This window comes from Streptomyces sp. NPDC021224, from assembly GCF_044332905.1.
Lineage (GTDB): Bacteria > Actinomycetota > Actinomycetes > Streptomycetales > Streptomycetaceae > Actinacidiphila.
Genome location: NZ_JBIRPW010000004.1, coordinates 416,591 through 439,990 on the forward strand (window position 1 = coordinate 416,591; position 23,400 = coordinate 439,990).

19 protein-coding genes are annotated in these 23,400 nt (G+C 72.5%); 3 read left to right on the plus strand and 16 right to left on the minus strand.

What is annotated here, in order from left to right; genetic code table 11:
- Window positions 1-22: 22 nt before the first annotated feature.
- The 3 genes from alaS to ACH4PY_RS13450 are packed head-to-tail and all read right to left on the minus strand — an operon-like array spanning window position 23 to window position 3,452.
- Window positions 23-2,692, minus strand: coding sequence for an alanine--tRNA ligase (alaS, locus tag ACH4PY_RS13440; protein WP_398180313.1), 2,670 nt, complete (start codon window positions 2,690-2,692; stop codon window positions 23-25).
- Window positions 2,692-3,030, minus strand: a complete 339-nt coding sequence (locus ACH4PY_RS13445) for a DUF6167 family protein (protein ID WP_398180316.1) — start codon at window positions 3,028-3,030, stop codon at window positions 2,692-2,694. The genes alaS and ACH4PY_RS13445 overlap by 1 nt, the downstream gene beginning before the upstream one ends.
- 5 nt (window positions 3,031-3,035) lie before the next feature.
- Window positions 3,036-3,452 (minus strand): DUF948 domain-containing protein, encoded by a 417-nt coding sequence (locus ACH4PY_RS13450; protein ID WP_398180319.1) that lies wholly within the window; start codon window positions 3,450-3,452, stop codon window positions 3,036-3,038.
- Between the two features lie 395 nt (window positions 3,453-3,847).
- Between ACH4PY_RS13450 and ACH4PY_RS13455 the strand changes: the two genes are divergently transcribed.
- Window positions 3,848-5,998, plus strand: a complete 2,151-nt coding sequence (locus ACH4PY_RS13455; protein ID WP_398180322.1) for an ATP-binding protein — start codon at window positions 3,848-3,850, stop codon at window positions 5,996-5,998.
- A 21-nt stretch (window positions 5,999-6,019) separates the two neighbouring features.
- On the opposite strand, the gene rpsD is transcribed toward ACH4PY_RS13455, so the two are convergent.
- The 5 genes from rpsD to ACH4PY_RS13480 form a co-directional block, all read right to left on the minus strand.
- Window positions 6,020-6,634, minus strand: coding sequence for a 30S ribosomal protein S4 (gene rpsD / locus ACH4PY_RS13460; RefSeq protein ID WP_398180326.1), 615 nt, complete (start codon window positions 6,632-6,634; stop codon window positions 6,020-6,022).
- A gap of 268 nt (window positions 6,635-6,902) precedes the next feature.
- Window positions 6,903-8,261, minus strand: coding sequence for a replication-associated recombination protein A (locus tag ACH4PY_RS13465; RefSeq protein ID WP_398180330.1), 1,359 nt, complete (start codon window positions 8,259-8,261; stop codon window positions 6,903-6,905).
- Between the two features lie 90 nt (window positions 8,262-8,351).
- The gene (locus ACH4PY_RS13470) at window positions 8,352-9,011 is read right to left on the minus strand and encodes a vitamin K epoxide reductase family protein (protein ID WP_398180333.1); all 660 of its coding nucleotides are present in this window, start codon (window positions 9,009-9,011) and stop codon (window positions 8,352-8,354) included.
- Window positions 9,012-9,114: 103 nt separating this feature from the next.
- Window positions 9,115-10,377, minus strand: a complete 1,263-nt coding sequence (gene hisS / locus ACH4PY_RS13475) for a histidine--tRNA ligase (RefSeq protein ID WP_398180336.1) — start codon at window positions 10,375-10,377, stop codon at window positions 9,115-9,117.
- Between the two features lie 11 nt (window positions 10,378-10,388).
- Window positions 10,389-11,102, minus strand: coding sequence for an MBL fold metallo-hydrolase (locus tag ACH4PY_RS13480; protein WP_398180338.1), 714 nt, complete (start codon window positions 11,100-11,102; stop codon window positions 10,389-10,391).
- Between the two features lie 358 nt (window positions 11,103-11,460).
- Between ACH4PY_RS13480 and ACH4PY_RS13485 the strand changes: the two genes are divergently transcribed.
- A complete protein-coding gene (locus ACH4PY_RS13485; RefSeq protein ID WP_398180341.1) occupies window positions 11,461-12,321 on the plus strand; it encodes a peptidylprolyl isomerase in 861 nt (286 codons plus the stop codon).
- Window positions 12,322-12,491: 170 nt separating this feature from the next.
- Window positions 12,492-13,721: a DUF349 domain-containing protein gene (locus tag ACH4PY_RS13490; RefSeq protein WP_398180344.1), complete on the plus strand. Its 1,230-nt coding sequence runs from the start codon at window positions 12,492-12,494 to the stop codon at window positions 13,719-13,721.
- A gap of 115 nt (window positions 13,722-13,836) precedes the next feature.
- On the opposite strand, the gene ACH4PY_RS13495 is transcribed toward ACH4PY_RS13490, so the two are convergent.
- The 8 genes from ACH4PY_RS13495 to ruvC form a co-directional block, all read right to left on the minus strand.
- Window positions 13,837-16,296: a RelA/SpoT family protein gene (locus ACH4PY_RS13495; protein WP_398180347.1), complete on the minus strand. Its 2,460-nt coding sequence runs from the start codon at window positions 16,294-16,296 to the stop codon at window positions 13,837-13,839.
- 166 nt (window positions 16,297-16,462) lie between these two features.
- Entirely contained in the window at window positions 16,463-17,023 is a 561-nt protein-coding gene (locus ACH4PY_RS13500) for an adenine phosphoribosyltransferase (RefSeq protein WP_398180350.1), read from the minus strand.
- 161 nt (window positions 17,024-17,184) lie between these two features.
- On the minus strand, window positions 17,185-18,369 hold the full coding sequence (secF, locus tag ACH4PY_RS13505) for a protein translocase subunit SecF (protein WP_398180353.1): 1,185 nt from the start codon (window positions 18,367-18,369) through the stop codon (window positions 17,185-17,187).
- Window positions 18,369-20,153, minus strand: a complete 1,785-nt coding sequence (gene secD, locus ACH4PY_RS13510) for a protein translocase subunit SecD (RefSeq protein ID WP_398180356.1) — start codon at window positions 20,151-20,153, stop codon at window positions 18,369-18,371. Before secD ends, secF begins: the two co-directional genes overlap by 1 nt.
- A 79-nt stretch (window positions 20,154-20,232) precedes the next feature.
- Complete coding sequence (gene yajC, locus ACH4PY_RS13515) at window positions 20,233-20,721, minus strand: preprotein translocase subunit YajC (RefSeq protein WP_398180359.1); 489 nt, start codon at window positions 20,719-20,721, stop codon at window positions 20,233-20,235.
- A gap of 160 nt (window positions 20,722-20,881) precedes the next feature.
- Entirely contained in the window at window positions 20,882-21,991 is a 1,110-nt protein-coding gene (gene ruvB / locus ACH4PY_RS13520; RefSeq protein WP_398180362.1) for a Holliday junction branch migration DNA helicase RuvB, read from the minus strand.
- A gap of 113 nt (window positions 21,992-22,104) precedes the next feature.
- On the minus strand, window positions 22,105-22,716 hold the full coding sequence (gene ruvA, locus ACH4PY_RS13525) for a Holliday junction branch migration protein RuvA (RefSeq protein ID WP_398180365.1): 612 nt from the start codon (window positions 22,714-22,716) through the stop codon (window positions 22,105-22,107).
- The gene (gene ruvC, locus ACH4PY_RS13530; protein ID WP_398180873.1) at window positions 22,713-23,372 is read right to left on the minus strand and encodes a crossover junction endodeoxyribonuclease RuvC; all 660 of its coding nucleotides are present in this window, start codon (window positions 23,370-23,372) and stop codon (window positions 22,713-22,715) included. Before ruvC ends, ruvA begins: the two co-directional genes overlap by 4 nt.
- Between the last annotated feature and the right edge of the window lie 28 nt (window positions 23,373-23,400).

Below are 23,400 nucleotides of genomic sequence, written 5' to 3' on the forward strand. Positions count from 1 at the left end.
CCGTCAGATGCGTCGTGCACGCTCACGCCTTCTCGGCGACGAGCCGCCGCACGGCCTCCACGGCCTCGGGCACGGCCGCCGGGTTCTGGCCGCCGCCCTGGGCCACGTCGTCCTTGCCGCCGCCCCCGCCGCCGAGCGTCTTGGCGGCGGTGCGCACCAGCTCACCGGCCTTGATGCCGCGCTCGCGGGCGGCCTCGTTGGTGGCGACCACGGTCAGCGGACGGCCGCCCGCCACGGTGAAAAGGGCCACCACGGCCGGACGGCCGCCGCTGACGCGCTGCCGCACGTCGAGTACCAGCTTGCGCAGGTCGTCGGCGCCGGTGCCCTCCGGCACGGTGCCGGTGACCAGGGCGACGCCCTTGACGTCCTCGGCGCCCTCGGCGAGCCCGGCGGCGGCCTGGAGCACCTTCTCGGCGCGGAAGCGCTCGATCTCCTTCTCGGCGTCCTTGAGCCGTCCGAGCATCCCGGCGATCCGGTCGGGCAGCTCCTCCGGGCGGCCCTTGACCAGCTCGGTCAGCTGGGCGACCACGGTGTGCTCGCGGGCGAGGAAGTTGTACGCGTCCACGCCCACCAGGGCCTCGACCCGGCGCACGCCGGAGCCGATGGAGGATTCGCCGAGCAGCTTGACCAGGCCGAGCTGGGCGGTGTTGCCCACGTGGGTGCCGCCGCACAGCTCCTTGGAGTAGTCGCCGATGGTGACGACGCGCACCTGCTCGCCGTACTTCTCGCCGAACTCCGCGATGGCGCCCTGCCGCTTGGCCTCGGCGATCGGCAGGATCTCGGCGGTGACGTCGAGTTCGCGGGCCAGCACCTCGTTGATCTTCTGCTCGACGTCGGTGAGCACCGTGCCGGGCACGGCCGCGGGCGAGCCGAAGTCGAAGCGGAAGCGGCCGGGCGAGTTCTCCGAACCGGCCTGGGCCGCGGTGGGGCCGAGGGCGTCGCGCAGCGCCTGGTGGGTCAGGTGGGTGGCGCTGTGGGCGCGGGCGATGGCCCGGCGGCGCACCAGGTCGATCTGGGCCAGCGCGGCGGCGCCCACGGTGACCTCGCCGACCTGGACGACGCCCTTGTGCACGCTGACGCCGGGCACGGGCTGCTGCACGTCGCGGACCTCGACGACGGCGCCGCCCTCGACCCGGATCCGCCCGGTGTCGGCGAGCTGGCCGCCGCCCTCGGCGTAGAACGGCGTGCGGTCGAGGACGACCTCGACCTCGTCGCCCTCGGTCGCGGCGGGCGACGGCAGACCGTCCACCAGCAGGCCGACGACGGTGGCCTCGTTGCGGTCCACGGCGTAGCCGGTGAACTCGGTGCCGCCGGTGCGGTCGGCGACCTCGCGGTAGGCGGACAGGTCGGCGTGGCCGGTCTTCTTGGCGCGGGCGTCGGCCTTGGCGCGGTCGCGCTGCTCCTTCATGAGCCGCCGGAAGCCGTCCTCGTCCACCGACAGCCCCTGCTCGGCGGCCATCTCCAGGGTGAGGTCGATCGGGAAGCCCCACGTGTCGTGCAGCAGGAAGGCCTGGTCGCCGGCGAGCACCGTGCCGCCGCCGGCTTTGGTCTCCGTCACGGCGGTGTCGAGGATGTTGGTGCCGGCCTTGAGCGTCTTGAGGAAGGCGGCCTCCTCGGCGAGCGCGACGGTCTCGATGCGCTTGCGGTCGGTGACCAGCTCCGGGTACTGCAGGCCCATGATGCCGATGACGACGTCCAGCAGCTCGGCCGCCACGGGCTCGTGGGCGCCCAGCAGCCGCATGTTGCGGATGGCGCGGCGCATGATGCGGCGGAGCACGTAGCCGCGGCCCTCGTTGCCGGGGGTCACGCCGTCACCGATGAGCATCACGGAGGTGCGCATGTGGTCGGCGACCACGCGCAGCGCCACGTCCGAGTCGTGCGAGCGGCCGTACGGTACGCCGGTCAGCTCGGTGGCCTTGTCGATCACGACGCGCAGGGTGTCGGTCTCGTACATGTTCTGCACGCCCTGCAGGATCATCGCGAGGCGTTCCAGGCCGAGGCCGGTGTCGATGTTCTTGGCGGGCAGGTCGCCGAGGATCGGGAAGTCCTCCTTGCCCTCGCCCGCACCGCGCTCGTACTGCATGAAGACCAGGTTCCAGATCTCCACGTAGCGCTCGTCGTTGACGGCCGGGCCGCCCTCGGCGCCGAACTCCGGGCCGCGGTCGTAGTTGATCTCCGAGCACGGACCGCACGGGCCGGGGACGCCCATGGACCAGAAGTTGGGCCCCTTGCCCAGCCGCTGGATGCGCTCGGCGGGCACACCGATGACGTCCCGCCAGATCTGCTCGGCCTCGTCGTCCTCCTCGTAGACGGTGATCCAGAGCTTCTCCGGCTCCAGGCCGTAACCGCCCTTGTCCAGGGGCTCGGTGAGCAGCTCCCAGGCGAAGCGGATGGCGCCTTCCTTGAAGTAGTCGCCGAAGGAGAAGTTGCCGCACATCTGGAAGAACGTGCCGTGCCGGGTGGTCTTGCCGACCTCCTCGATGTCCGGGGTGCGCACGCACTTCTGCACGCTGGTGGCGCGCGCGAAGGGCGGCTTGACCTCGCCGAGGAAGTAGGGCTTGAAGGGGACCATGCCCGCCGGGACCAGCAGCAGCGTCGGGTCGTCGGCGATGAGGGACGCCGACGGCACAACGGTGTGCCCGCGCTCCTCGAAGAAGCGCAGCCAGCGGCGGCGGATTTCTGCCGACTCCATCAGTGTTCGTCCTTCCGGTCGTACGTGTTGTACGCGATGCCCCGGCGCGGTGCCGGGAGGTCGGTGTCCAGTTCCCGCGGGGCGGGGCGGGGCGCGGCCCGGTCGGGCTCGCCGCCGGTCAGGCCCAGCGCGTCCTGCAGCTCTCCCTCGCGCTGTGCCATCCCCGACCTGACGTCCGCGGCGAACTCGCGCAGCCGCGCGCCGGTCTCCAGCGCGCGGTCCGCGGCGGTCGCCGCGAGGCTGTCGGGGCTCAGCCGGCGCAGCGCGCGGCTGACCTTCGTGGTGGCCCACACACCGGTGGCGGCACCGGTCAGGAACCAGAACAGACGGCGGAACATGGGCCTCAGTCCTTCGAGCGGTTGCGGCGTCCGCGCCGCCTGGCGGCCGGCACGTCCGCGCCGGCCCGAGCCTGCCGCCCGACCGCCCGCCGCACCCCGTAGCCGAAGGCCGCGACCTTCACCAGGGGCCCGCCGAAGGTGCTGGCGACAGTGGAGGAGAGCGCGGAGGCGTTGGCCGTCACCTCGGCCACGTCCGCGGTGATCGTGTCGACCCGGTCCAGCTGCTCGTGCGCGGAGCGCAGCGCGTCCGAGGCCTCACCGAGCAGCGGAACGGCCTGCTCCGTGATACCGGCCACCAGCTCCGTGGTGCTCCGCAGCGTGCGGGCGAGCCGCGCCAGCGCGACGGCCAGGAACGACACGAGGATCGCCCAGAACACCGCCACGATCAGGCCGGCTACGCCGGCCACTTCTCCACCGGACACCTTGCCGCGCCTTCCTCTCGTCCCCAGGTCAGTGACTCCTGACCTTACCGCTCCGCGGACCTGACCCCGCACCGCTTTACCCCCGGGGGTGCCGGGTTCCGCCGGTGGCGGGATCCTGCGGTGAGCGGTGGGTTGCGCGCGCAGTTCCCCGCGCCCCTGATTTGTTGCCCGGCGTGGCAGAAACGCGCTCCCTGCCACGCCGGGTAAGCGTGTGTCAGGGGCGCGTGGGGGCACCTCCCGGGAGGTGCCGCAGGGAGAACTGCGCGACCAGCTCCCACCGGCGGAAGGTCGCGCGGGAAACCGCAAGAGGCAGCCCGGGGCGCGGCCCCCACCGGCAGGCGCAGCCCGAGGCACCGTTGTACGCAGCGAAAGCGTACGGGTACGCTCCGTCAATCATGAGGACGAACCTCCCAGCGGAGCTGACCCGATTCGTCGGCCGGGCGGCCGATGTGGAGCAGGTCGTGGACGCCCTGCGCGGAGCGGACCGGCTGGTGACGGTGACCGGCGCCGGCGGAGTCGGCAAGACCCGCCTCGCGCTGTGTGCGGCCGCCGCCTTGCAGGACCGTTTCACCGACGGCGTCTTCCTGGCCGAGCTCGCCGCGCTGCCCGTCGCGGACCTGCTGGAGCACACGCTCGCCGAGGCGCTGCGGCTGCCCGACCACACCAGCCGGGCGCCGCGTGCCGCGCTCGTGGAGCATCTGGCCGACCGCGAGATGCTGCTCGTGCTCGACGGCTTCGACCGCCTCGCGGACGCCTGCGCGGAGCTGGTCGCCGAGCTGCTGCGGAGCAGCCCCGGGCTGCGGGTGCTGGCGGCGGGCCGCCGGGCGCTGGGCGTCACGGGTGAGCGGCTGCTGCCGCTGGAGCCGCTGGCGGCGGGTGCGGAGGCGGGGCGGCTGTTCGCCGACCGGGCCGCGGCCGTGGTGCCCGGGTTCGCCGTGACCGCGGCGAACCGCGCGGCCGTCACCGAGCTGTGCGCCCGCCTCGACGGTCTGCCGCTGGCGCTGGAGCTCGCGGCGGTGCGGCTGCGCGCGCTGTCGGTGGAGCAGTTGCTCGACCGGCTCGACGACCGGTTCCGGCTGCTGACCGGCGGCGACCCGAGCGCGCCCGAGCGGCACCGGGCGCTGCGCACCGCGATCGGCTGGAGCCACGAGCTGTGCAGTCCCGCCGAACGGCTGCTGTGGGCGCGGCTGTCGGTCTTCGCCGGGCACTTCGACCTGGACGCCGCTGAGTACGTGTGCGCGGGCACCGGGCTCCCCGAGGAGGACGTGGTGGAGGCGGTCGCGGCGCTGGTGGCCCAGTCCGTGCTCGGCCGCGAGGAGGACGGCGCGGGCCGGGTCCGCTACCGGATGCTGGAGAGCGTGCGCGAGTACGGCGCCGGGTGGCTCGCGGCGCTGGGCGACGAGCCGCGAGTGCGGCGCCGGCACCGCGACTGGTACCTGGGCCTTGCCACCTGGTGCGAGCTGGACTGGTTCAGCCCGCGGCAGGCGGAGGTGGCCGCGCGGGTCGCCGCCGACCTGCCCAACCTGCGGCTGGCCCTGGAGTTCAGCTTCGACGGGCTGCCGGGCGAGCCGCCGGAGGACCCGGCGGTGGGCCAGTACCTGGCGGGCACGCTGTGGTTCTGCTGGGTGGGCTGCGGGCGGCTCGCGGAGGGCCGGCACTGGCTGGACCGGGCGCTGGAGGCGTCGGCGGAGCCGACCGAGGCGCGTGCGAAGGCGATGTGGGTGTACGGCTACGTCGCCCTGCTCCAGGGCGATTCGGCGGCCGCCCTCGCGGTGCTCCAGGACTGCCGGGACCAGGCGGTCGCGGCGGGCAACGCGACCGCGGAGGCGTACGCGGTGCACCGGCTGGGCTGCCTGGCGCTGGTCTCGGACGACATGCCGCGCGCCGAGCGCTTCATCGGCGACGCGCTGGTGCGCTACCGCAGCATCGGCGAGCTGAACAGCAATGTGCTGATGGCGCAGGTGGAGCTGGCGATGTCGGTGGCCTTCCAGGGCGATGTGGCCAAGGCGGTGGGCCTGGTGGAGGAGGTCCGGGACATCTGCCGGGACCACGGGGAGCGGTGGACGCTGGCCTACGCGCTGTACGTGCTGGGGTACGCGGCCTGGCTGGAGGGGCGGCCGGACCGGGCGCGGCTGCTGGCCGAGGAGGCGCTGGCGATCGACCACAGCTTCGACGACCTGGTGGGCGCGGTGCTGGCGCTGGAGCTGCTGGCCCTCATCACCGAGGGCGAGGGGGCGCCGTACGAGGCGGCGGTGCTGCAGGGCGCGGCGCGGCGGCTGTGGGAGTCGGTGGGGCTGCGGCTGTTCGGCTCGCGGTACTTCAACGCCCCGCACGCGGTGTGCGAGCAGCGGGTGCGGGCGGCGCTGGGCGACACGGCCTACGCCGCGGCGCTCGCCGAGGGCGCCCTGCTGGGCCTGGACGCGGCGGCGCACCGGGCACTGGACCGGCGGCGCGGCGGCGCGGGCCCGGCGGAGCAGCGCGGTGCGGCGCGGCCGCCCGCGCCCCGCACGCACGAGCCCGCCGCCTCTCCCGAGGCGGCGGGCTGATGCGCGGGCCCGGTCGCGGGCTCAGCGGGCGTAGTACTCCACGACCAGCTGCTCGTCGCAGATGACCGGGATCTCCTTGCGGTTGGGGTCGCGGTCCAGCCGGAAGGCGAGCGCCTGGAGGTTGACCTGGAGGTAGCGCGGGGTCTCGCCCTCACCGGCCCAGCCGCCCTCGCGGGCGACCAGGAACGGGGTCTTCTCGCGGGAGCGCTCGCGGACCTGGACGACGTCGTCGGGGCGGACCCGGAAGGACGGCTTGTCGACCTTGCGCCCGTTGACCTCGATGTGGCCGTGCACGACCATCTGGCGGGCCTGGTAGATGGTGCGGGCCAGGCCGGAGCGCAGCACGAGGGCGTCGAGACGGCGCTCCAGCTCGATGATCAGCGCCTCGCCGGTGCGCAGGCCCGCGACCTTCTTGGCGGCGTCGTAGGCGCGCTGCATCTGCCGCTCGCTGATGTCGTACTGGGCGCGCAGCCGCTGCTTCTCCAGCAGTCGCGTCTTGTAGTCGCTGTTCTGCTTGCGGCCGCGGCCGTGCTCGCCCGGCGGGTAGGGGCGGGCCTCGAAGTACTTGACCGCTTTCGGGGTCAGCGCGATGCCCAGTGCCCTGGACTTCTTGACCTTGGGACGCGACTGGTTCACGTGCGTCGAACCTCCATCGAAATTAGGTAAGGCTTACCTTAACTGAAGGAGTGCGCAGATTTCGACCCGGGAACCCCGAACGGCGGCCGGAGACGGCCGCGGCGCGGTCAGCCGCGTCCCGAAGAGGAAGGAGCGCCCGTCGGCCCGACGGCCGTACGGCGCGCGCACTCCGTTCGAGCGTAACCCGGCCCGTGACCGGCCGATTCCCGCCCGCCGGGCCGCCGCGCCCGCTGTGCCGCAGATCACGCCCCGGCGCGGGAGGGAGCGGCTATTTGTCGCCCTTGCCCTCCAGCCGGCCGCGGACCCACTCCAGCACGTCGGCGTAGCGGCCCTCCGCCCCGTAGCGCGTCGGCTCGTAGTAGCGGCGCCCGGCGAGCGCGTCCGGCAGATACTGCTGGGCGGCGACGGCGCCGGGCACGTCGTGCGGGTAGACGTAGCCCTGGGCGTGGCCGAGCTTGGCCGCGCCCTTGTAGTGGCCGTCCCGCAGATGGGCCGGGACGGGACCCGCCTTCCCCGCCTTGACGTCGGCGAGCGCGGCGCCGATCGCGGTGGTCGCCGCGTTGGACTTGGGGGCCAGCGCGAGCGCGATGGTGGCGTGCGACAGGATCAGCGACGCCTCCGGGAAACCGATCATCGCGACCGCCTGCGCCGCGGCGACGGCGGTGGGCAGCGCCGTCGGGTCGGCCAGGCCGATGTCCTCGCTCGCCGAGATCATCAGCCGCCGGGCGATGAAGCGCGGATCCTCGCCCGCCTCGATCATCCGGGCCAGGTAGTGCAGCGCCGCGTCCACGTCCGAGCCGCGGATGGACTTGATGAGGGCGCTGGCCACGTCGTAGTGCTGGTCGCCGTCCCGGTCGTAGGCGACCGCGGCGCGGTCCACCGTCTGCTCCAGGGTGGCGAGCGCGATGGCCTCCTCGCCCTTGGCGAGCGCCGCGCCCGCGGCGGCCTCCAGCGCGGTGAGCGCCCGGCGGGCGTCGCCGCCGGCGATCCGCAGCAGATGGTCCTCGGTGTCCTCGGGCAGGCTCACCGCGCCCGCGAGGCCCTGCTCGGCGGCGAGGGCGCGGCGCAGCACCCCGCGCACGTCGTCGTCGGTGAGCGGCTCCAGGGTCAGCAGCAGCGAGCGGGACAGCAGCGGGGAGATCACCGAGAAGTAGGGATTCTCCGTGGTGGCCGCGATGAGCGTGACCCAGCGGTTCTCCACGGCGGGCAGCAGGGAGTCCTGCTGGGCCTTGCTGAAGCGGTGGATCTCGTCGAGGAAGAGCACCGTCTCGCGCTGGAAGCCGCCGGACTGCCGCTTGGCGCTCTCGATGACCGTGCGGACCTCCTTGACGCCCGCGGTGATCGCCGACAGCTCCACGAAGCGCTTGTTGGTGGCCTTGCTCACCACGTACGCCAGGGTCGTCTTGCCGGTGCCGGGCGGGCCCCACAGGATCACCGACGAGGGTCCCGCCGGGCCGCCGCCGCTCTCCCCCACCAGGCGCCGCAGCGGTGAGCCGGGCCGCAGCAGGTGCTGCTGCCCGACGACCTCGTCCAGGGTGCGCGGGCGCATGCGTACGGCGAGCGGGCTGGCGCCCGGGTCGCGCTCCCGGCGTTCCTCGGCGGCGGCGGTGAAAAGGTCTGGCTCCACGTCCTGAAGCCTAGGTCACGGCACTGACAGCCGGGTGGCGGGCGGGGTCGGCGGCCGCCGGAGGGCCGCCCGGAGGCGGCCCGTCCATGATCAGATGACAGTCTTCCAGTAGTACCAGAAGTGCACCAGGATCAGCATCGCGATGATGCCGTACCACAGCACCGGCACGACCCAGTGGAACTCCAGCACCAGCGCCTTCGCCTTGGCCGGCACCTTGTACAGGCCGTGCTTGATGTTGTGGACCGCCGTGTACCAGAAGGTGGCGATGGTCACGATCCAGGCCAGGCAGCACCACAGGCAGATGGCGTTGATGTTGTAGATCGTCTGGTACTGGAGCCAGCTGATGAAGCACACGCCGAACAGCCCGCCGGCCTGCAGCCCGTACCAGAACCAGGCCTTGTAGCGGGCGCCCGCGAACATGCCCACGGCCAGGGTGATCAGGACCGGGAAGGCGACCAGGCCGATGATCGGGTTCTGGAAGCCGAAGACGTGCGCCTGGTCGCTCTCCATGACGCTGCCGCAGGAGATGATCGGGTTGAGGCTGCACCCCGGGGTGTACGACTTGCCCTCGACCTTGGCCTGGAGCAGCTTGAACTTGTCGTCGGTGATGACGAACGAGGCCAGCAGGCCCAGCGCGCCGCAGACCAGCAGCAGCCAGGTGAACGCCTTGCCCGCCACGATGCCTTCGGCGGCCGGGCGTGGTGCGCTCTCTCCGGAGGTACGCGTCTCGTCCAGCGCGGAAGTCGTCATGGTCGCCGATCTCTCAGAGTCCGTGGGGGCGGGCACATTCATTGTGCACGAGGGCGGTCAGGAGGGAATAAGCCCGAGCCGCCCTCGTACACGAACGAGGGGTTTACGCCAGCCGTTCCTTGACCGCGGCGGTGATCGCGTCGAGCGGCACCGCGACCTGCTCGCCGCTGTCGAGGTCCTTGAGCTGGGCCACACCTTCGGCGAGATCCCGGTCGCCCGCGACGAGCGCGAAACGGGCGCCCGAACGGTTGGCCGACTTCATGGCGTTCTTCACGCCCTTGCCGCCGTACGCGAGGTCCGCGGCGACGCCCTCCCGGCGCAGCCGCGTCACCGCGCCGAAGAGCACCCGCCGGGCCTCGTCGCCGAGCGGCACCGCGTAGACGTCGGTGACCCGCGGCAGGGGCAGCTCGACGCCCTCGGCGCGCAGCGCGAGGACCGTGCGGTCCACACCGAGCGCCCAGCCGACCGACGGCAGCGCCGGGCCGCCGAGCATCTCCGACAGGCCGTCGTAGCGCCCGCCGCCGCCGACCGCGGACTGCGAGCCGAGCGCGTCGTGCACGAACTCGAAGGTGGTGCGGGTGTAGTAGTCCAGGCCGCGCACCAGCTTCGGGTCGTCCTCGTAGGCCACGCCCGCCTCGTCCAGCAGCTCGCGCACCTGCTCGTGGTAGGCCTTGCACGCCTCGCACAGGTGGTCGGAGATCTTCGGGGCGCCGGTGAGCTGCCGCTGCACGGACTCGCGCTTGTCGTCCAGCACCCGCAGCGGGTTGATGTCGATCCGGCGCCGGGTGTCCTCGTCCAGGTCCAGGCCGCGCAGGAAGTCCTGGAGCGCGGCGCGGTAGACGGGGCGGCACTCGCGGTCGCCGAGCGAGTTGAGCAGCAGCCGGACGTCGCGCAGCCCGAGCGTGCGGTAGGCCTCGGCGGCCATGATGACCAGCTCGGCGTCCAGCATCGGGTCCTCGGCTCCGATCGCCTCGGCGCCGACCTGCGAGAAGTGCCGGTAACGCCCGGCCTGCGGGCGCTCGTAGCGGTAGTAGGAGCCCGAGTACCAGAGCTTGACCGGGAGGTTGCCCGCCTTGTGCAGGTTGGCCTCCAGCGCCGCGCGCAGCACCGAGGCGGTGCCCTCGGGGCGCAGCGCCAGTTCGGTGCCGCCCTTGGTGGTGAGGGTGTACATCTCCTTGGTCACGATGTCGGTGGACTCGCCGACGCCGCGGGAGAACAGTTCCACGTGCTCGAAGCCGGGGGTCTCGACGTAGCCGTAACCGGCCCGGCGGGCCTGGGCCGCGATGGCCTCGCGCACCGCGAGGTAGGCCGCCGAGTCCGGCGGCAGCAGGTCGTAGGTGCCCTTGGGGGCCTGGATGGTGCTCACGTCAGCAGTCGTCACAATCCTCGTCGGGGAGCCGCCGGGTGCGGGGCTCCCTGGCCGCGGGCCACCTCGCCCAGGTACGGGTTGGTGGCGCGCTCGCGGCCGATGGTCGTCTGGGGGCCGTGCCCCGACAGCACCACGGTGGAGTCGTCGAGCGGCAGGCACACGCGGGCCAGCGACTCGAGCAGCTCGGGCGTGGAACCCCCGGGCAGGTCGGTGCGTCCGACGGAGCCGGCGAACAGCAGGTCGCCGGAGAACAGCACGGACGGGACGTCCGCGGCCTCCGGCAGCCGGTAGGTCACCGACCCCTTGGTATGGCCGGGCGCGTGCGCGACGGAGAACTCCAGTCCGGCCAGCGACAGCGTGCCGCCGTCGGTGAGCTCGCGCAGGTCGTCGGGCTCGCCGACGGTCAGCTCCCCCATCAGGGCCGCGCCGATGGTGCCGCCGAGCGCCTTCTCCGGGTCGCTGAGCATGTAGCGGTCCGCCGGGTGCAGGTAGGCCGGTACGCCGTGCGCGCCGCACACCGGTACGACGGAGGCGACGTGGTCGATGTGGCCGTGGCTGAGGACGACGGCGACGGGCTTGAGACGGTGTCTGGCGAGCATGTCCTCGACGCCCTGGGCCGCGAGGTGGCCCGGGTCGATGATCACGCACTCCTCGCCGGCGGCGGGGGCGACCACGTAGCAGTTGGTCCCCCAGGCCCCGGCGGGGAACCCGGCAATGAGCACGTTCGTCCTTCTGTCGTCCGCGGGCGGTGTCGGCAGTTCACGAGCCTACCGGCGAGAACATCGCGGTCGCGAACTCGTATCGGGCGTGCATCGGCGTGTTGGCGGACTGGACTCGACCCGCCACGGGACGCGAAGATCTGCGCACACACCCTCGTACGGGTTCGCGCCCGCGCCGTGGACCCACAGCAAAAGCACAGCTCACACGGCCTGCGGCAGAATGCTTCCGCGGGTCGGAGATTCGCCCCAGCAGATACACAGCAAACCGCACCAGACTCATCCAAGACAGACGCAGACGTACACCTACGTACGTACACGAGGCGGCCGGCACGGTCCGGCCCAGCGACCGGGAGCAGGCGAAGTGGTCACCAAGGATCAGCGGCGGCGGCAGCTCGCCCGGGAGAAGTTCGAGCGGCAGCAGACACGCAGGGTGAGTCACCAGCGCAAGGCGCGCCAGCGCACCGCGGGCATCGCGGCGATCGTGGTGGTCGCGCTCGCGGGCACCGGCGGGGCGTGGGCGGCGGGGGCCTTCGACGGCAGCTCGAAGAAGAAGGACGACGCGGCCGGCGCCGCCGCGTCCAGCACGCCGAGCGCCTCCGGCAGCACGACCTCGGCGCCCACCGCGGCGCCCGACCCCTGCAAGAAGCCCGCCGCGGGCAACCCGGGCACGAAGACCTGGAAGTCGAAGCCGGCGATGGCGATCGACAAGGGCGCGAAGTACACCTTCACGCTCGACACCACGTGCGGCTCGATGCCGGTCACGCTGGACGCGGCGAAGGCGCCGGAGACGGTGAACTCCTTCAAGTTCCTCGCCGACAACGGCTTCTTCGACCACACCCGATGCCACCGGCTCACCACCGCGGGCATCTACGTGCTCCAGTGCGGCGACCCGACGGCCTCCGGCAGCGGCGGTCCGGGCTACGCGCTCCCGGACGAGAACCTGACGGCGTTCGGCAAGGCCGACGCCAGCGGTGTGGTCACGTACCCGGCGGGCACCGTGGCGATGGCCAACAGCGGCCCGAACACCGGCGGGAGCCAGTTCTTCCTCGTCTACAAGGACAGCCCGCTCCAGCCCAACTACACTCCGTTCGGCACCCTGAGCGCCGACGGCCTCAAGGTGCTGGACAAGATCGCCGGCGCCGGTGAGAACAGCGGCGGGCAGGGCGACGGGGCGCCGAACGCCACCGTCGTCATCAACAAGGCGACCGTCGGCAAATCCTGATTCCCGCCGCATCGGATGCGGACAGCCGGGGCGATGGTCGCCTATGTTGGCGTTGGACCGGTCCGTGCGCACAGCCCGGCCGGAGAATCACCCGGGGAATGCGCCGGGGAGACACTGTGGACGATGCCGTCGAGCCGCCACCCGGCCGGGCATCACGTGGAGGAGGCGCTGTGAGCAGCGACCCGTGGGGCCGCGTCGATGAGACGGGGACCGTGTACGTGCGTACGGCCGACGGGGAGAAGGAGGTCGGTTCGTGGCAGGCGGGCTCCCCGGCGGAGGCCCTCGCCTACTTCGAGCGCAAGTACGAGGGGCTCGTCGTGGAGATCGGCCTCCTGGAACGCCGGGTGCAGACCACGGACCTCGCGCCCAAGGACGCGCTGGCCGCGATCGAGCACCTGCGGGCGGCCGTGGACGAGGGGCACGCGGTCGGCGATCTGGCGGCGCTCGCGGGCCGGCTGGACGCGCTCGTCGCGCTGGTGGACTCAAGGCGCGAGGAGCGCCGCGCGGCCAAGGCCAAGCAGAGCGAGGAGGCCAGGTCCGCCAAGGAGCAACTGGTCGCCGAGGCCGAGCAGTTGGCGGAGAGCGAGCAGTGGCGCACCGCGGGTGAGCGGCTGCGGGCGCTGGTCGACACGTGGAAGGGCCTGCCCCGGCTGGACCGCAAGAGCGACGACGAGCTGTGGCACCGCTTCAGTCACGCGCGGTCGGTCTTCTCCAAGCGCCGCAAGGCGCACTTCGCGTCGCTGGACGCGCAGCGCGAGCAGGCCCGGTGCACCAAGGAGAAGCTGGTCGCCGAGGCGCAGTCGCTGTCGGACTCCACCGACTGGGGGCCGACCGCGGCCCGTTACCGCGAGCTGATGACCGAGTGGAAGGCCGCGGGCCGCGCGCAGCGCGAGGCCGAGGACGACCTGTGGAATCGTTTCCGCGGGGCGCAGGACGTCTTCTTCGCCGCCCGCTCCGAGGTCTTCGCCGAGCGGGACGGCGAGCAGCGCGACAACCTGGCGGCCAAGGAGCAGCTGGTCGTCGAGGCCGAGAAGCTGCTGCCGGTGACGGACCTGAAGGCGGCCCGCGCCGCCTTCCGCTCGATCAACGAGCGCTGGGAGGGCATCGGCCATGTGCCGCGCGACGCCCGGCCGCGTATCGAGTCGCGGATGCACGCCGTCGAGCGGGCGCTCGCGGATTCCGAGGAAGCCGAGTGGCGGCGCACCAACCCCGAGGTGCGGGCTCGTGCCCAGGGCCTGACCGGCCAGCTCCAGGCGGCGGTGGACAAGCTGCGCGGCCAGATCGACACCGCGCGCGCGGCGGGCAACACCGCCAAGGCGGACAAGCTCGCGGCCGAGCTGGAGGGCCGCCAGGCGCTGCTGGACCAGGCGCTCAAGGGCCTCCAGGAGTTCGGCGGCTGACCTCCCGGCCCCGCGTACGACGGCGAGCGGCCCCCGGTGCACGGAGCACCGGGGGCCGCTCGCTGTTCGCGTCCCGGGGCCGCAGCGGCGCTCAGGGCCCCGCTGCGGGCCTGTGTCAGCGCTGGCGTCCCGAGGTGACCCGGTAGACGTCGTAGACGCCCTCGACGCCGCGTACGGCCTTCAGGACGTGCCCCAGGTGCTTGGGGTCGCCCATCTCGAACGTGAAGCGCGAGGTGGCCACCCGGTCCCGGGAGGTCTGCACGGCCGCCGACAGGATGTTGACGTGCTGGTCGGACAGCACCCGGGTGACGTCCGACAGCAGCCTGGAGCGGTCCAGCGCCTCCACCTGGATCGCGACCAGGAAGACCGACGACTGGGTGGGCGCCCACTCGACGTCGATGATCCGCTCCGGCTGCTGCGACAGCGAGTCGACGTTGACGCAGTCGGCGCGGTGCACCGACACCCCGTTGCCGCGCGTGACGAACCCGATGATCGGGTCGCCGGGCACGGGCGTGCAGCAGCGGGAGAGCTTGACCCACACGTCGCTGGTGCCCTTGACGACCACGCCGGGGTCGGCGATGCCGCGCCGCTTGCCGCGCCCGGTCTGCGGCGGGGCGGTGATCTCCTCGACGTCCTCGGTCGCGCCCTCCTCGCCGCCGAGCGCGTCGACGAGCTTCTGCACCACCGACTGCGCGGTGATGTGGCCCTCGCCGATCGCCGCGTACAGCGCGGAGATGTCGGGGTAGCGCATCTCGTGCGCCAGCGTGACCAGGGAGTCTCCGGTGAGCACCCGCTGGATCGGCAGGTTCTGCTTGCGCATGGCGCGCGCGATGGCGTCCTTGCCGTGCTCGACGGCCTCCTCGCGGCGCTCCTTGGAGAACCACGCGCGGATCTTGTTGCGCGCCCGCGGCGACTTGACGAAGCCCAGCCAGTCGCGCGACGGGCCGGCGCCGGCGGCCTTGGACGTGAAGACCTCGACCAGGTCGCCGTTGTCGAGAGTCGACTCCAGCGGCACCAGCCGCCCGTTGACCCGGGCGCCTATGGTGCGGTGGCCGACCTCGGTGTGCACCGCGTACGCGAAGTCCACCGGGGTGGCGCCCGCGGGCAGCGCTATCACGTCGCCCTTGGGCGTGAAGACGAAGACCTCGCTCTGCGACAGGTCGAAGCGCAGCGACTCCAGGAACTCGCCCGGGTCCTCGGTCTCCTTCTGCCAGTCCAGCAGCTGGCGCAGCCACGCCATGTCGTTGACCGCGTCGTCCTTCTTGTCCGAGCGCGGGCTGTCGGTGCGGACCTTGGACGCGCCGGCCACCGCGTCCTGCTTGTACTTCCAGTGCGCGGCGATGCCGTACTCGGCGCGGCGGTGCATGTCGAAGGTGCGGATCTGCAGCTCGACGGGCTTGCCGCTGGGACCGATCACCGTGGTGTGCAGCGACTGGTACATGTTGAACTTCGGCATCGCGATGTAGTCCTTGAACCGGCCGGGGACCGGATTCCACCGCGCGTGAATCGTGCCGAGCGCCGCGTAGCAGTCACGGACGGTGTCGACCAGGACCCGGATGCCGACCAGGTCGTAGATCTCCGCGAAGTCCCGGCCGCGGACGATCATCTTCTGGTACACGCTGTAGTAGTGCTTGGGCCGTCCGGTGACGGTGGCCTTGATCCGGGCCGCGCGCAGGTCCTGCTGCACCTGGTCGGTGACGATCGCCAGGTACTCGTCGCGCTTGGGCGCGCGCTCGGCGACCAGCCGCACGATCTCGTCGTACATCTTGGGGTAGAGGATGGCGAAGGCCAGGTCCTCCAGCTCCCACTTGATGGTGTTCATGCCCAGCCGGTGTGCCAGCGGGGCGTAGATCTCCAGCGTCTCGCGGGCCTTCTTCTCCTGCTTGTCCCGCTTGAGGTAGCGCATCGTGCGCATGTTGTGCAGCCGGTCGGCGAGCTTGATCACCAGGACCCGGGGGTCCTTGGCCATCGCGACGACCATCTTGCGCACCGTCTCGGCCTGCGCGGCCTCGCCGAACTTGACCTTGTCCAGCTTGGTGACGCCGTCCACCAGCAGCGCGACCTGGTCGCCGAAGTCGCGGCGCAGCTGGTCCAGGCCGTACTCGGTGTCCTCGACGGTGTCGTGCAGCAGCCCGGCCATCAGGGTGGCAGGGTCCATGCCCAGCTCGGCCAGGATGGTCGTCACGGCGAGCGGGTGGGTGATGTACGGGTCGCCGCTCTTGCGCTTCTGGCCGCGGTGCCAGCGCTCGGCGACCTGGTAGGCGGCCTCGATCTGCCGCAGCTGGGCGGTGTCGCCCTTCGGGTCGTTGCCCCGCACGACCCGCAGCAGCGGTTCGAGCACGGGGTTGTACGGGCTGGAGCGCTGCACACCGAGCCGGGCCAGCCGCGCGCGCACCCGGCTGGAGGACGCCCCGGGGCGGGTCGGCGCCACGCTGCCCGGGGTGCGGACCGGCCGGACGGCGGGCGGCGAGGGCTTCGGCGCGGACTCGGCCGGGTTGTGCGCGGGCGCGTCCGTGCCGCGCGGGGCCGGTTCCGTACCGCCCGCGCCGCCGAGGGGCTGGGCCTTGTCTGGCAAGTGCACTCCTCACGCGCGGTAGAAATCCCATGGTATCGACCTGGGCCGACACCCGGGCGTGCGCGGTGCCCGGGCGCCCCCCGCCGCGCCACCGGGCGGTACGCGACACGGTTCGTGGGGCGCCAGGGGCGCCCGGCGCCGGGGAACCCGCGGTTCCCGGACGGTGTCAGACGGTGATGAGCGCGTCCAGCGGCGCCCCGCCGAGCGCGGGGAGCAGGCGCTCGCGCCCACCGAGGAAGCTCAGCTCCAGCAGGACCGCGAGGCCCGCCACGGTGGCACCGGCCCGCCGGATCAGCTCCACGCTGGCCTCGGCGGTGCCGCCGGTGGCCAGCACGTCGTCGATCACCAGGACCCGGTCGTCCGCGGCGAAGGCGTCGGTGTGCACCTCGATCTCCGCGGTGCCGTACTCCAGCTGGTAGGCCTGTCCGTGCACCGTGCCGGGCAGCTTGCCCGCCTTGCGCACCGGTACGAAGCCGACCCCGGCGCGCACCGCGGCGGGCGCGGCCAGGATGAAGCCGCGTGCCTCCAGGCCGACGACCTTGGTGGCGCCGTGCCGGGCGCACAGCTCCGCGAGCGCCTCGACGAGCGCGCCGAAGGCCCCGGGATCGGCCAGCAGGGGGGTGATGTCCTTGAACATCACACCGGGCTCCGGGTAGTCCGGGACGTCCCTGATGTGGGCGAGCAGCAGCTCGCGCAGCTCGGCGGACGGGGTCTCCGTGGTGGTCATCAGGGTGTTCCTCGGCTCTGGTCGGTCGTCGGGACAAAGGTGGGGACGGGGGCGGGCGCGCGGGCGGCGCGCGCTCCATTGTCCCCCGCCGGACGTGCGGAAGCCGCCCGGCCGTGGCGACCGGGCGGCTTCCGCGGGATCCTGCGGTGCGGTGCGCGGCGTCAGCGCCGCCGGCCGGACGGGCGGCCCCGTCCCCCGCGCCCGCCGCTGCGCGGCTGGGTGCGCGAACGGGTACCGCTCTGGGCGCGCAGGGAGACCACGCCGGCGCCCGCCGAGGCGGTCTCCTCGTCGTCGCCGTCCTCGGCGTCCTCGGGGGCCTCGTCGGAGGGCTCCTCCAGCTCCTCCCCGCGGGCCGCGGCCTCCTTGGCCTTGGCCGCGTCCGCCTTGCGCTTGGCCAGCACCCGCTTGCGCAGCGACTTCATCTGCGGCTCCTGCTCCTTCAGCTCCGCCACGATCGGGGTGGCGATGAAGATCGAGGAGTAGGCACCGGCGGTGAGGCCGACGAAGAGCGCGAGCGCGATGTCGTTGAGCACACCGGCGCCGAGCAGGCCGCCGCCGATGAAGAGCAGCGCGGCGACCGGCAGCAGCGCGACGACCGTGGTGTTGATGGACCGCACCAGGGTGCCGTTCAGGCTGCGGTTGGCCAGCTCGCTGTAGGTCTTCTGGTTCTGCTTGGTGATGTCCTTGGTGGCTTCCTTCAGACCGTCGAAGACGACGACGGTGTCGTAGAGGGAGTAACCGAGGATCGTGAGCAGACCGATGACCGTGCCCGGTGTGACCTCGAAGCCGACGATCGCGTACACGCCGGTGGTGATCGTCAGGTCGTGCAGCAGGGCGACGAGTGCCGCGATGGCCATGCGCCACTCGAAGGCGATCGCCAGGTAGATGACCACCAGCACCAGGAAGATGACCAGACCCTGGAGGGCCTTCTTGGAGATCTCCTTGCCCCAGCTGGGGCCGACGATCTCCGCGTCGATCTTCGTGGGGGCGAGCTTCAGGTCACCGGCGATCTTCTGCTGGACCTCCTTGGAGGTCTGCGTGGAGATGTCGCTGACCTGGATGCGCAGGCCGCCGTTGCCCAGCTTCTGGATCGTCGCCGGGTGCCCGGCGGTGTCGCCGGAGATCATGTCGTGCACCTGCGACGTCGAGTACGGGACCTTCGGCGTGGTGAAGACCGCGCCGCCCTTGAACTCGATACCGAGCTTGAGCCCGTTCACCACCAGACCGACGATCGCGACGACCGTGATCAGGATCGAGACGCCGTACCAGAGCTTCCGCTTGCCGACGAAGTCGTAGCTGACCTCGCCGCGGTGCAGCCGGTGACCGAGAGTGCCGAGCTTGGACATCAGGCTTCCTTCGTCTCGGTGCTGTGGGTACGGCGGACACGGCGCAGCGGCGCCTTGACTCCGAGGCTCTTCGGGTTGAGCCCGGACCACTTGTGGCCCTCGGCGAAGAACGTCCGCCGGGCCAGGATCGTCATCAGCGGCTTGGTGAAGAGGAAGACCACCGCGACGTCCAGCAGCGTCGTCAGACCCAGCGTGAAGGCGAAGCCGCGGACCTTGCCGACGGTCACGACGTAGAGCACCGCCGCGGCCAGGAAGGACACGAAGTCGGACACCAGGATGGTGCGCCGGGCACGCGGCCAGCCGCGGGCCACCGCGGGCTGCAGCGACCGGCCCTCACGCAACTCGTCCCTTATGCGTTCGAAGAACACGATGAAGGAGTCGGCGGTGATACCGATGGCCACGATCGCACCGGCGACGGCCGGCAGGTTCAGCGCGAAGCCGATGGCCCGGCCGAGCAGACACATGATCGTGTACGTCAGGCCAGCGGAGACCATGAGGCTCGCGATGGCGACCAGGCTCAGCCCGCGGTAGTAGGCGAACATGTAGAGCACGACCAGCGCGAGGCCGACCGCGCCGGCCACCAGGCCGCCGTGCAGCTGCTCGCCGCCGAGCGCGGCGGACACCGTGGTCTTGTCGGAGATGTCGAACGCCAGCGGCAGCGAACCGTACTTGAGCACGTTCGCCAGGTCCTGGGCCTCCGACTGCTTGAAGGCGCCGGAGATCTGCGCGCTGCCGCCGGGCAGCGCCTCGTGGACCGAGGGGGCCGACTGGACGTCGCCGTCCAGGACGATCGCGAAGCGGTTGTTCGGGTCCTGCTGGCTGGCCAGGTTGCTGGTCACCGAGGTGAACTGGCTGGCGCCCTTGGAGTCGAACGTCAGGTTGACGACCCAGCCGTTGCCCTGCTGGGTGTCGAAGGCCGCGTTGGCACCGGAAATGCGCTTGCCGTCGATCACGGACGGGCCGAGCACGTACTTCTGCCAGACCCCGCCCTCGTCACCGCAGGTGACGACCTTCTTGGCCGGGTCGCCGGCGGCCTCCTGGGCGGCGACGCGCTGCTTGGGGTTGGTGCAGTCGAGCGCGGCGAACTTCGCCTGGAGGTCGGCGGGGACGCTGGTGTCGGTGGCGCTGTCGGGCGCCGCGTCGCTGCCGTCCGTCGCGGACGGGGAGGGCAGCGGGGTGGGCGCCTTGTCGACCGAGGAGGTCAGGGCGCCGCTGAGCGCGCGGCCCTGCGCGGAGGAGCTGGCCGTGGGGCTGCTCGTCGCACTGCCGGTGGCCTTGGGGGTCGCCGTGCTGCTCGCCCCGGGGGACGGCGTGCCGGAGGAGGACGGGGTGGCGCTGCCCGAGGCGCTCGGGGTCGGCGTGCCCGTCGGCGTGGGCGTGCCGGCGGTGGCCGCGAGCACCTGGCGGAAGTACATCTTCGCCGTGGTGTTGACCTGCTTCTCCGCCTGGTCGGCGTTGGTGCCCTTGGGGATGTTGACGATGATGTTCTTCGATCCCTCGGTCTGCACCTCCGCCTCGGAGACACCCAGGCCGTTGACCCGGTTGCTGATGATGTTGACCGCGGTGTTCATGTTGGCCTTGTTCACCGCGTCGCCCTGGCCGGGGCGGGCGGTCAGGGTCATGCTCACGCCGCCGGCGAGGTCGATGCCCAGCCGGGGTGTGCGGTCACCGGTGAGGAAGATCCCCCCGGTCAGCGCCACCAGGGCGATGAGGATCACGGCCAGAGCGCGCCCGGGGTAACCCTGGCTCCCCGAGGGCCTGCGGCCCTTCTTGGCTGCTGCCACCTTCTTGTGTCTCCCTGTCCTACCGCACCCGGGCCTGCGCGCCCGCGGGACGGTGACGAGTGTTGCGCGAAAATGACCCTTACTTGGCGGGGCCCGAGCCGCCCGCCCCCGGCTCGTCCTCGGTCTTCTTCAGTTCCACGCGGTCCCCGTCGGCGGCCGTGACGACGGCGTCGCCGTGCGTGCCGTCCTGCGCGGTGTCCTCCGCGCCGTCGGCGTCGGTGGCCTCGGTGTCGGCGGCGTCGGCGGCCTCGGCACCTTCGTCGTCCACGTCGTCGATCTCGTCCGGCTCGATGCCGTGCACGATGCGGTTGAACTCCTGCTCGCTGAGCACGGCGGAGATGGCGCCCTTGGTGAAGTGCGCGTGCACGCCGTCGGTCAGCTCCAGCAGGACCGTCTCCTGGTTGACCTCCTTCACCACGGCGTACATGCCGCCGATGGTACGGATCCCGGCGCCGGGCTCCATCTTCTCCCGCATTTCGAGAACCTGGCGCTGCTTGTTCTTCGCGGACCTCGTCATGAGCAGCATGCCGCCGATCGCGACGATGAAGATGAGGATCAGGGGATTCACGGTCTGACGTTCCTTCGCACGGCCAACGCTGCTGGCCTGGGTTTCGGGATCTGAGGTGCCGCTCCGGAGGAAGGGCGTCGGCGGAGTCTAAGCGCTGGCTCGCCGCTGGAACAACGCCAAGCATGGTACTGAGGTTCCTGGACGGACGAGCCGGGCCGTGTCACGGCCCGAACAGCCCGGTCTGTCCCGGTCCTCCTCCCGCGCCCTGCCCCCCGGTGGCTTGCGGGGGTACGAGGCCCAGGTGCGCCCATGCGGCAGCGGTCGCCACCCTGCCCCGCGGGGTGCGGGCCAGCAGCCCCTCCCTGACGAGGAAGGGCTCGGCGACCTCCTCCACAGTCTCACGCTCCTCCCCCACGGCGACAGCAAGTGTGGACAAACCCACAGGACCGCCGCCAAAAAGGGACAGCAGGGCATGAAGCACCGCACGGTCCAGCCGGTCCAGGCCGCGTGCGTCCACCTCGTAGACCTCCAGAGCCGCGGCGGCCGTTGCCCGGTCGACCACGCCGTCCGCCCTGACCTGCGCGTAGTCCCGCACCCGGCGCAGCAGCCGGTTGGCGATACGCGGGGTGCCGCGGGAGCGCCCGGCGATCTCGGCGGCGCCGCCGGTGTCGATCGTGACGTCCAGCAGACCGGCCGAGCGGTGGATCACCCGTTCCAGTTCGGCGGGGGCGTAGAACTCCATGTGCCCGGTGAAGCCGAAGCGGTCGCGCAGCGGCGGCGGCAGCAGCCCGGCCCGGGTGGTCGCGCCGACCAGGGTGAAGGGCGGCAGCTCCAGCGGGATGGCGGTGGCGCCCGGCCCCTTGCCGACGATCACGTCGACCCGGAAGTCCTCCATCGCCATGTACAGCATCTCCTCGGCGGGCCGGGACATGCGGTGGATCTCGTCGAGGAAGAGCACCTCGCCCTCGGTGAGCGAGGACAGGATCGACGCCAGGTCGCCCGCGTGCTGGATGGCCGGGCCCGAGGTGATCCGGATCGGGACGCCCATCTCGGCCGCGATGATCATGGACAGCGTGGTCTTGCCGAGGCCGGGGGCGCCGGAGAGCAGGACGTGGTCGGCGGTGCCGCCGCGCTGGCGGGCGGCCTGCAGGACCAGGCCGAGCTGCTCGCGGACCCGCTCCTGGCCGACGAACTCGCCCAGGTCCCGCGGCCGCAGCGCGGCCTCCACGGCCTGGTCGTCGCCGTCGGCCACGGCACCCACCAGCCGGTCGGGGAACGCGTCGGCGGCGCGGTCGGGGCCGGCGGCTTCTTCGGCGGCGTCCCAGTTCATGAGTGTGGTCTCTCGGGTCTCTCGGTTCGGACGGGCGGTTCGGTCGATGCGGTCGGCGCGATCAGCACGGTCGGGCTCGGGCGGAGGGGCGCGCGGCGGGGGCGCGCGGGTGGTCAGCGGGTGCGGTTGAGGGACTGCAGCGCGCTGCGCAGCAGCGCCCCCACATTGGGCTCGGCCGACGCCTCGGCCTGCGGGGTGACCGCGGCGACCGCCTCGTCCGCCTCGCGGGCCGCGTAGCCGAGGCCCAGCAGCGCCGCGTGCAGCTGCTCGTTCCACGCGGCGGGCCCCGCGGCCACCGCGACGGGCACCGCGGCGGTGCCGACGGGGGCGCCGAGCCGGTCCTTCAGTTCGAGCAGCAGCCGCTGCGCCCCCTTCTTCCCGATACCGGGCACCGCGGTGAGCGCCTTCTCGTCGCCCGCGGCGACCGCGGCCCGCAGCGCGTCGGGCGCGTGCACGGCCAGCATCGTCTGGGCCAGCCGCGGGCCGACCCCGCTGACCGTCTGGAGCAGCTCGAAGACCTGCCGCTCGTCGTCGTCCGCGAAGCCGTAGAGGGTGAGCGAGTCCTCCCGGACGACCAGCGAGGTCGCCAGCCGGGCGGGGGCTCCGATACGCAGGGCGGCGAGGGTGCCCGGCGCGCACTGCACGGCCAGGCCGACCCCGCCGACCTCGATCACGGCGGCGTCGGGCGCGAGCGCGGCGACCTGGCCGCTGACGAAGGCGATCACGGGGCGGACTCCTGGTTGCGTACGGCGTCGGTGCCGGGTGCGGCGGAACGAGGGGCGGCGGAACGGGGTGCGGCGGCGGTCCGCCGGGGGCGGGCGGCGGCGGCGCGGGCGGCGACCGCGGACGGGGGGCGTACGCCGGCGGCCGCGGCCTGTCCGGCGGCGGCGCGCAGCAGCCGGTCGGTGGCCGGGCCGCGCCAGATGTGGCAGATGGCGAGCGCCAGCGCATCCGCCGCGTCGGCCGGCTTGGGCGGTGCGTCCAGCCGCAGCAGCCGGGTCACCATCGCTCCGACCTGCGCCTTGTCGGCCCGGCCGCTGCCGGTGACGGCGGCCTTGACCTCGCTGGGGGTGTGCAGGTGGACGGGCAGGCCGCGGCGGGCGGCGCACAGGATGGCGACCGCGCTGGCCTGCGCCGTGCCCATCACCGTCCGCACATTGTGCTGGCTGAAGACGCGCTCCACGGCGACGGCGTCGGGCCCGTACTCGTCGAGCCAGGCGTCTATCCCCTGCTCGACCAGCACCAGCCGTTCGCCGACCGGCGCGTCCGCCGGGGTCCGCACGACACCGACGCCGGCCATCGCCAGCCGGCGGCCCGCGGTGCCGTCGACCACGCCGATGCCGCACCGGGTGAGCCCCGGGTCCACGCCGAGCACCCGCACCGCCGCCCCCTTCCCTCGCACACTCGTC

Excerpts from the sequence above, each read along its gene's own strand:
- ACH4PY_RS13500 (WP_398180350.1), bottom strand. The coding sequence starts at position 17,023 with ATGACCACCACGGAGACCCCGTCCGCCGAGCTGCGCGAGCTGCTGCTC.
- ACH4PY_RS13455 (WP_398180322.1), top strand. The coding sequence starts at position 3,848 with ATGAGGACGAACCTCCCAGCGGAGCTGACCCGATTCGTCGGCCGGGCG.
- ACH4PY_RS13470 (WP_398180333.1), bottom strand. The coding sequence starts at position 9,011 with ATGACGACTTCCGCGCTGGACGAGACGCGTACCTCCGGAGAGAGCGCA.
- ruvB (WP_398180362.1), bottom strand. The coding sequence starts at position 21,991 with ATGAACTGGGACGCCGCCGAAGAAGCCGCCGGCCCCGACCGCGCCGCC.
- alaS (WP_398180313.1), bottom strand. The coding sequence starts at position 2,692 with ATGGAGTCGGCAGAAATCCGCCGCCGCTGGCTGCGCTTCTTCGAGGAG.
- secF (WP_398180353.1), bottom strand. The coding sequence starts at position 18,369 with ATGTCCAAGCTCGGCACTCTCGGTCACCGGCTGCACCGCGGCGAGGTC.
- ACH4PY_RS13445 (WP_398180316.1), bottom strand. The coding sequence starts at position 3,030 with ATGTTCCGCCGTCTGTTCTGGTTCCTGACCGGTGCCGCCACCGGTGTG.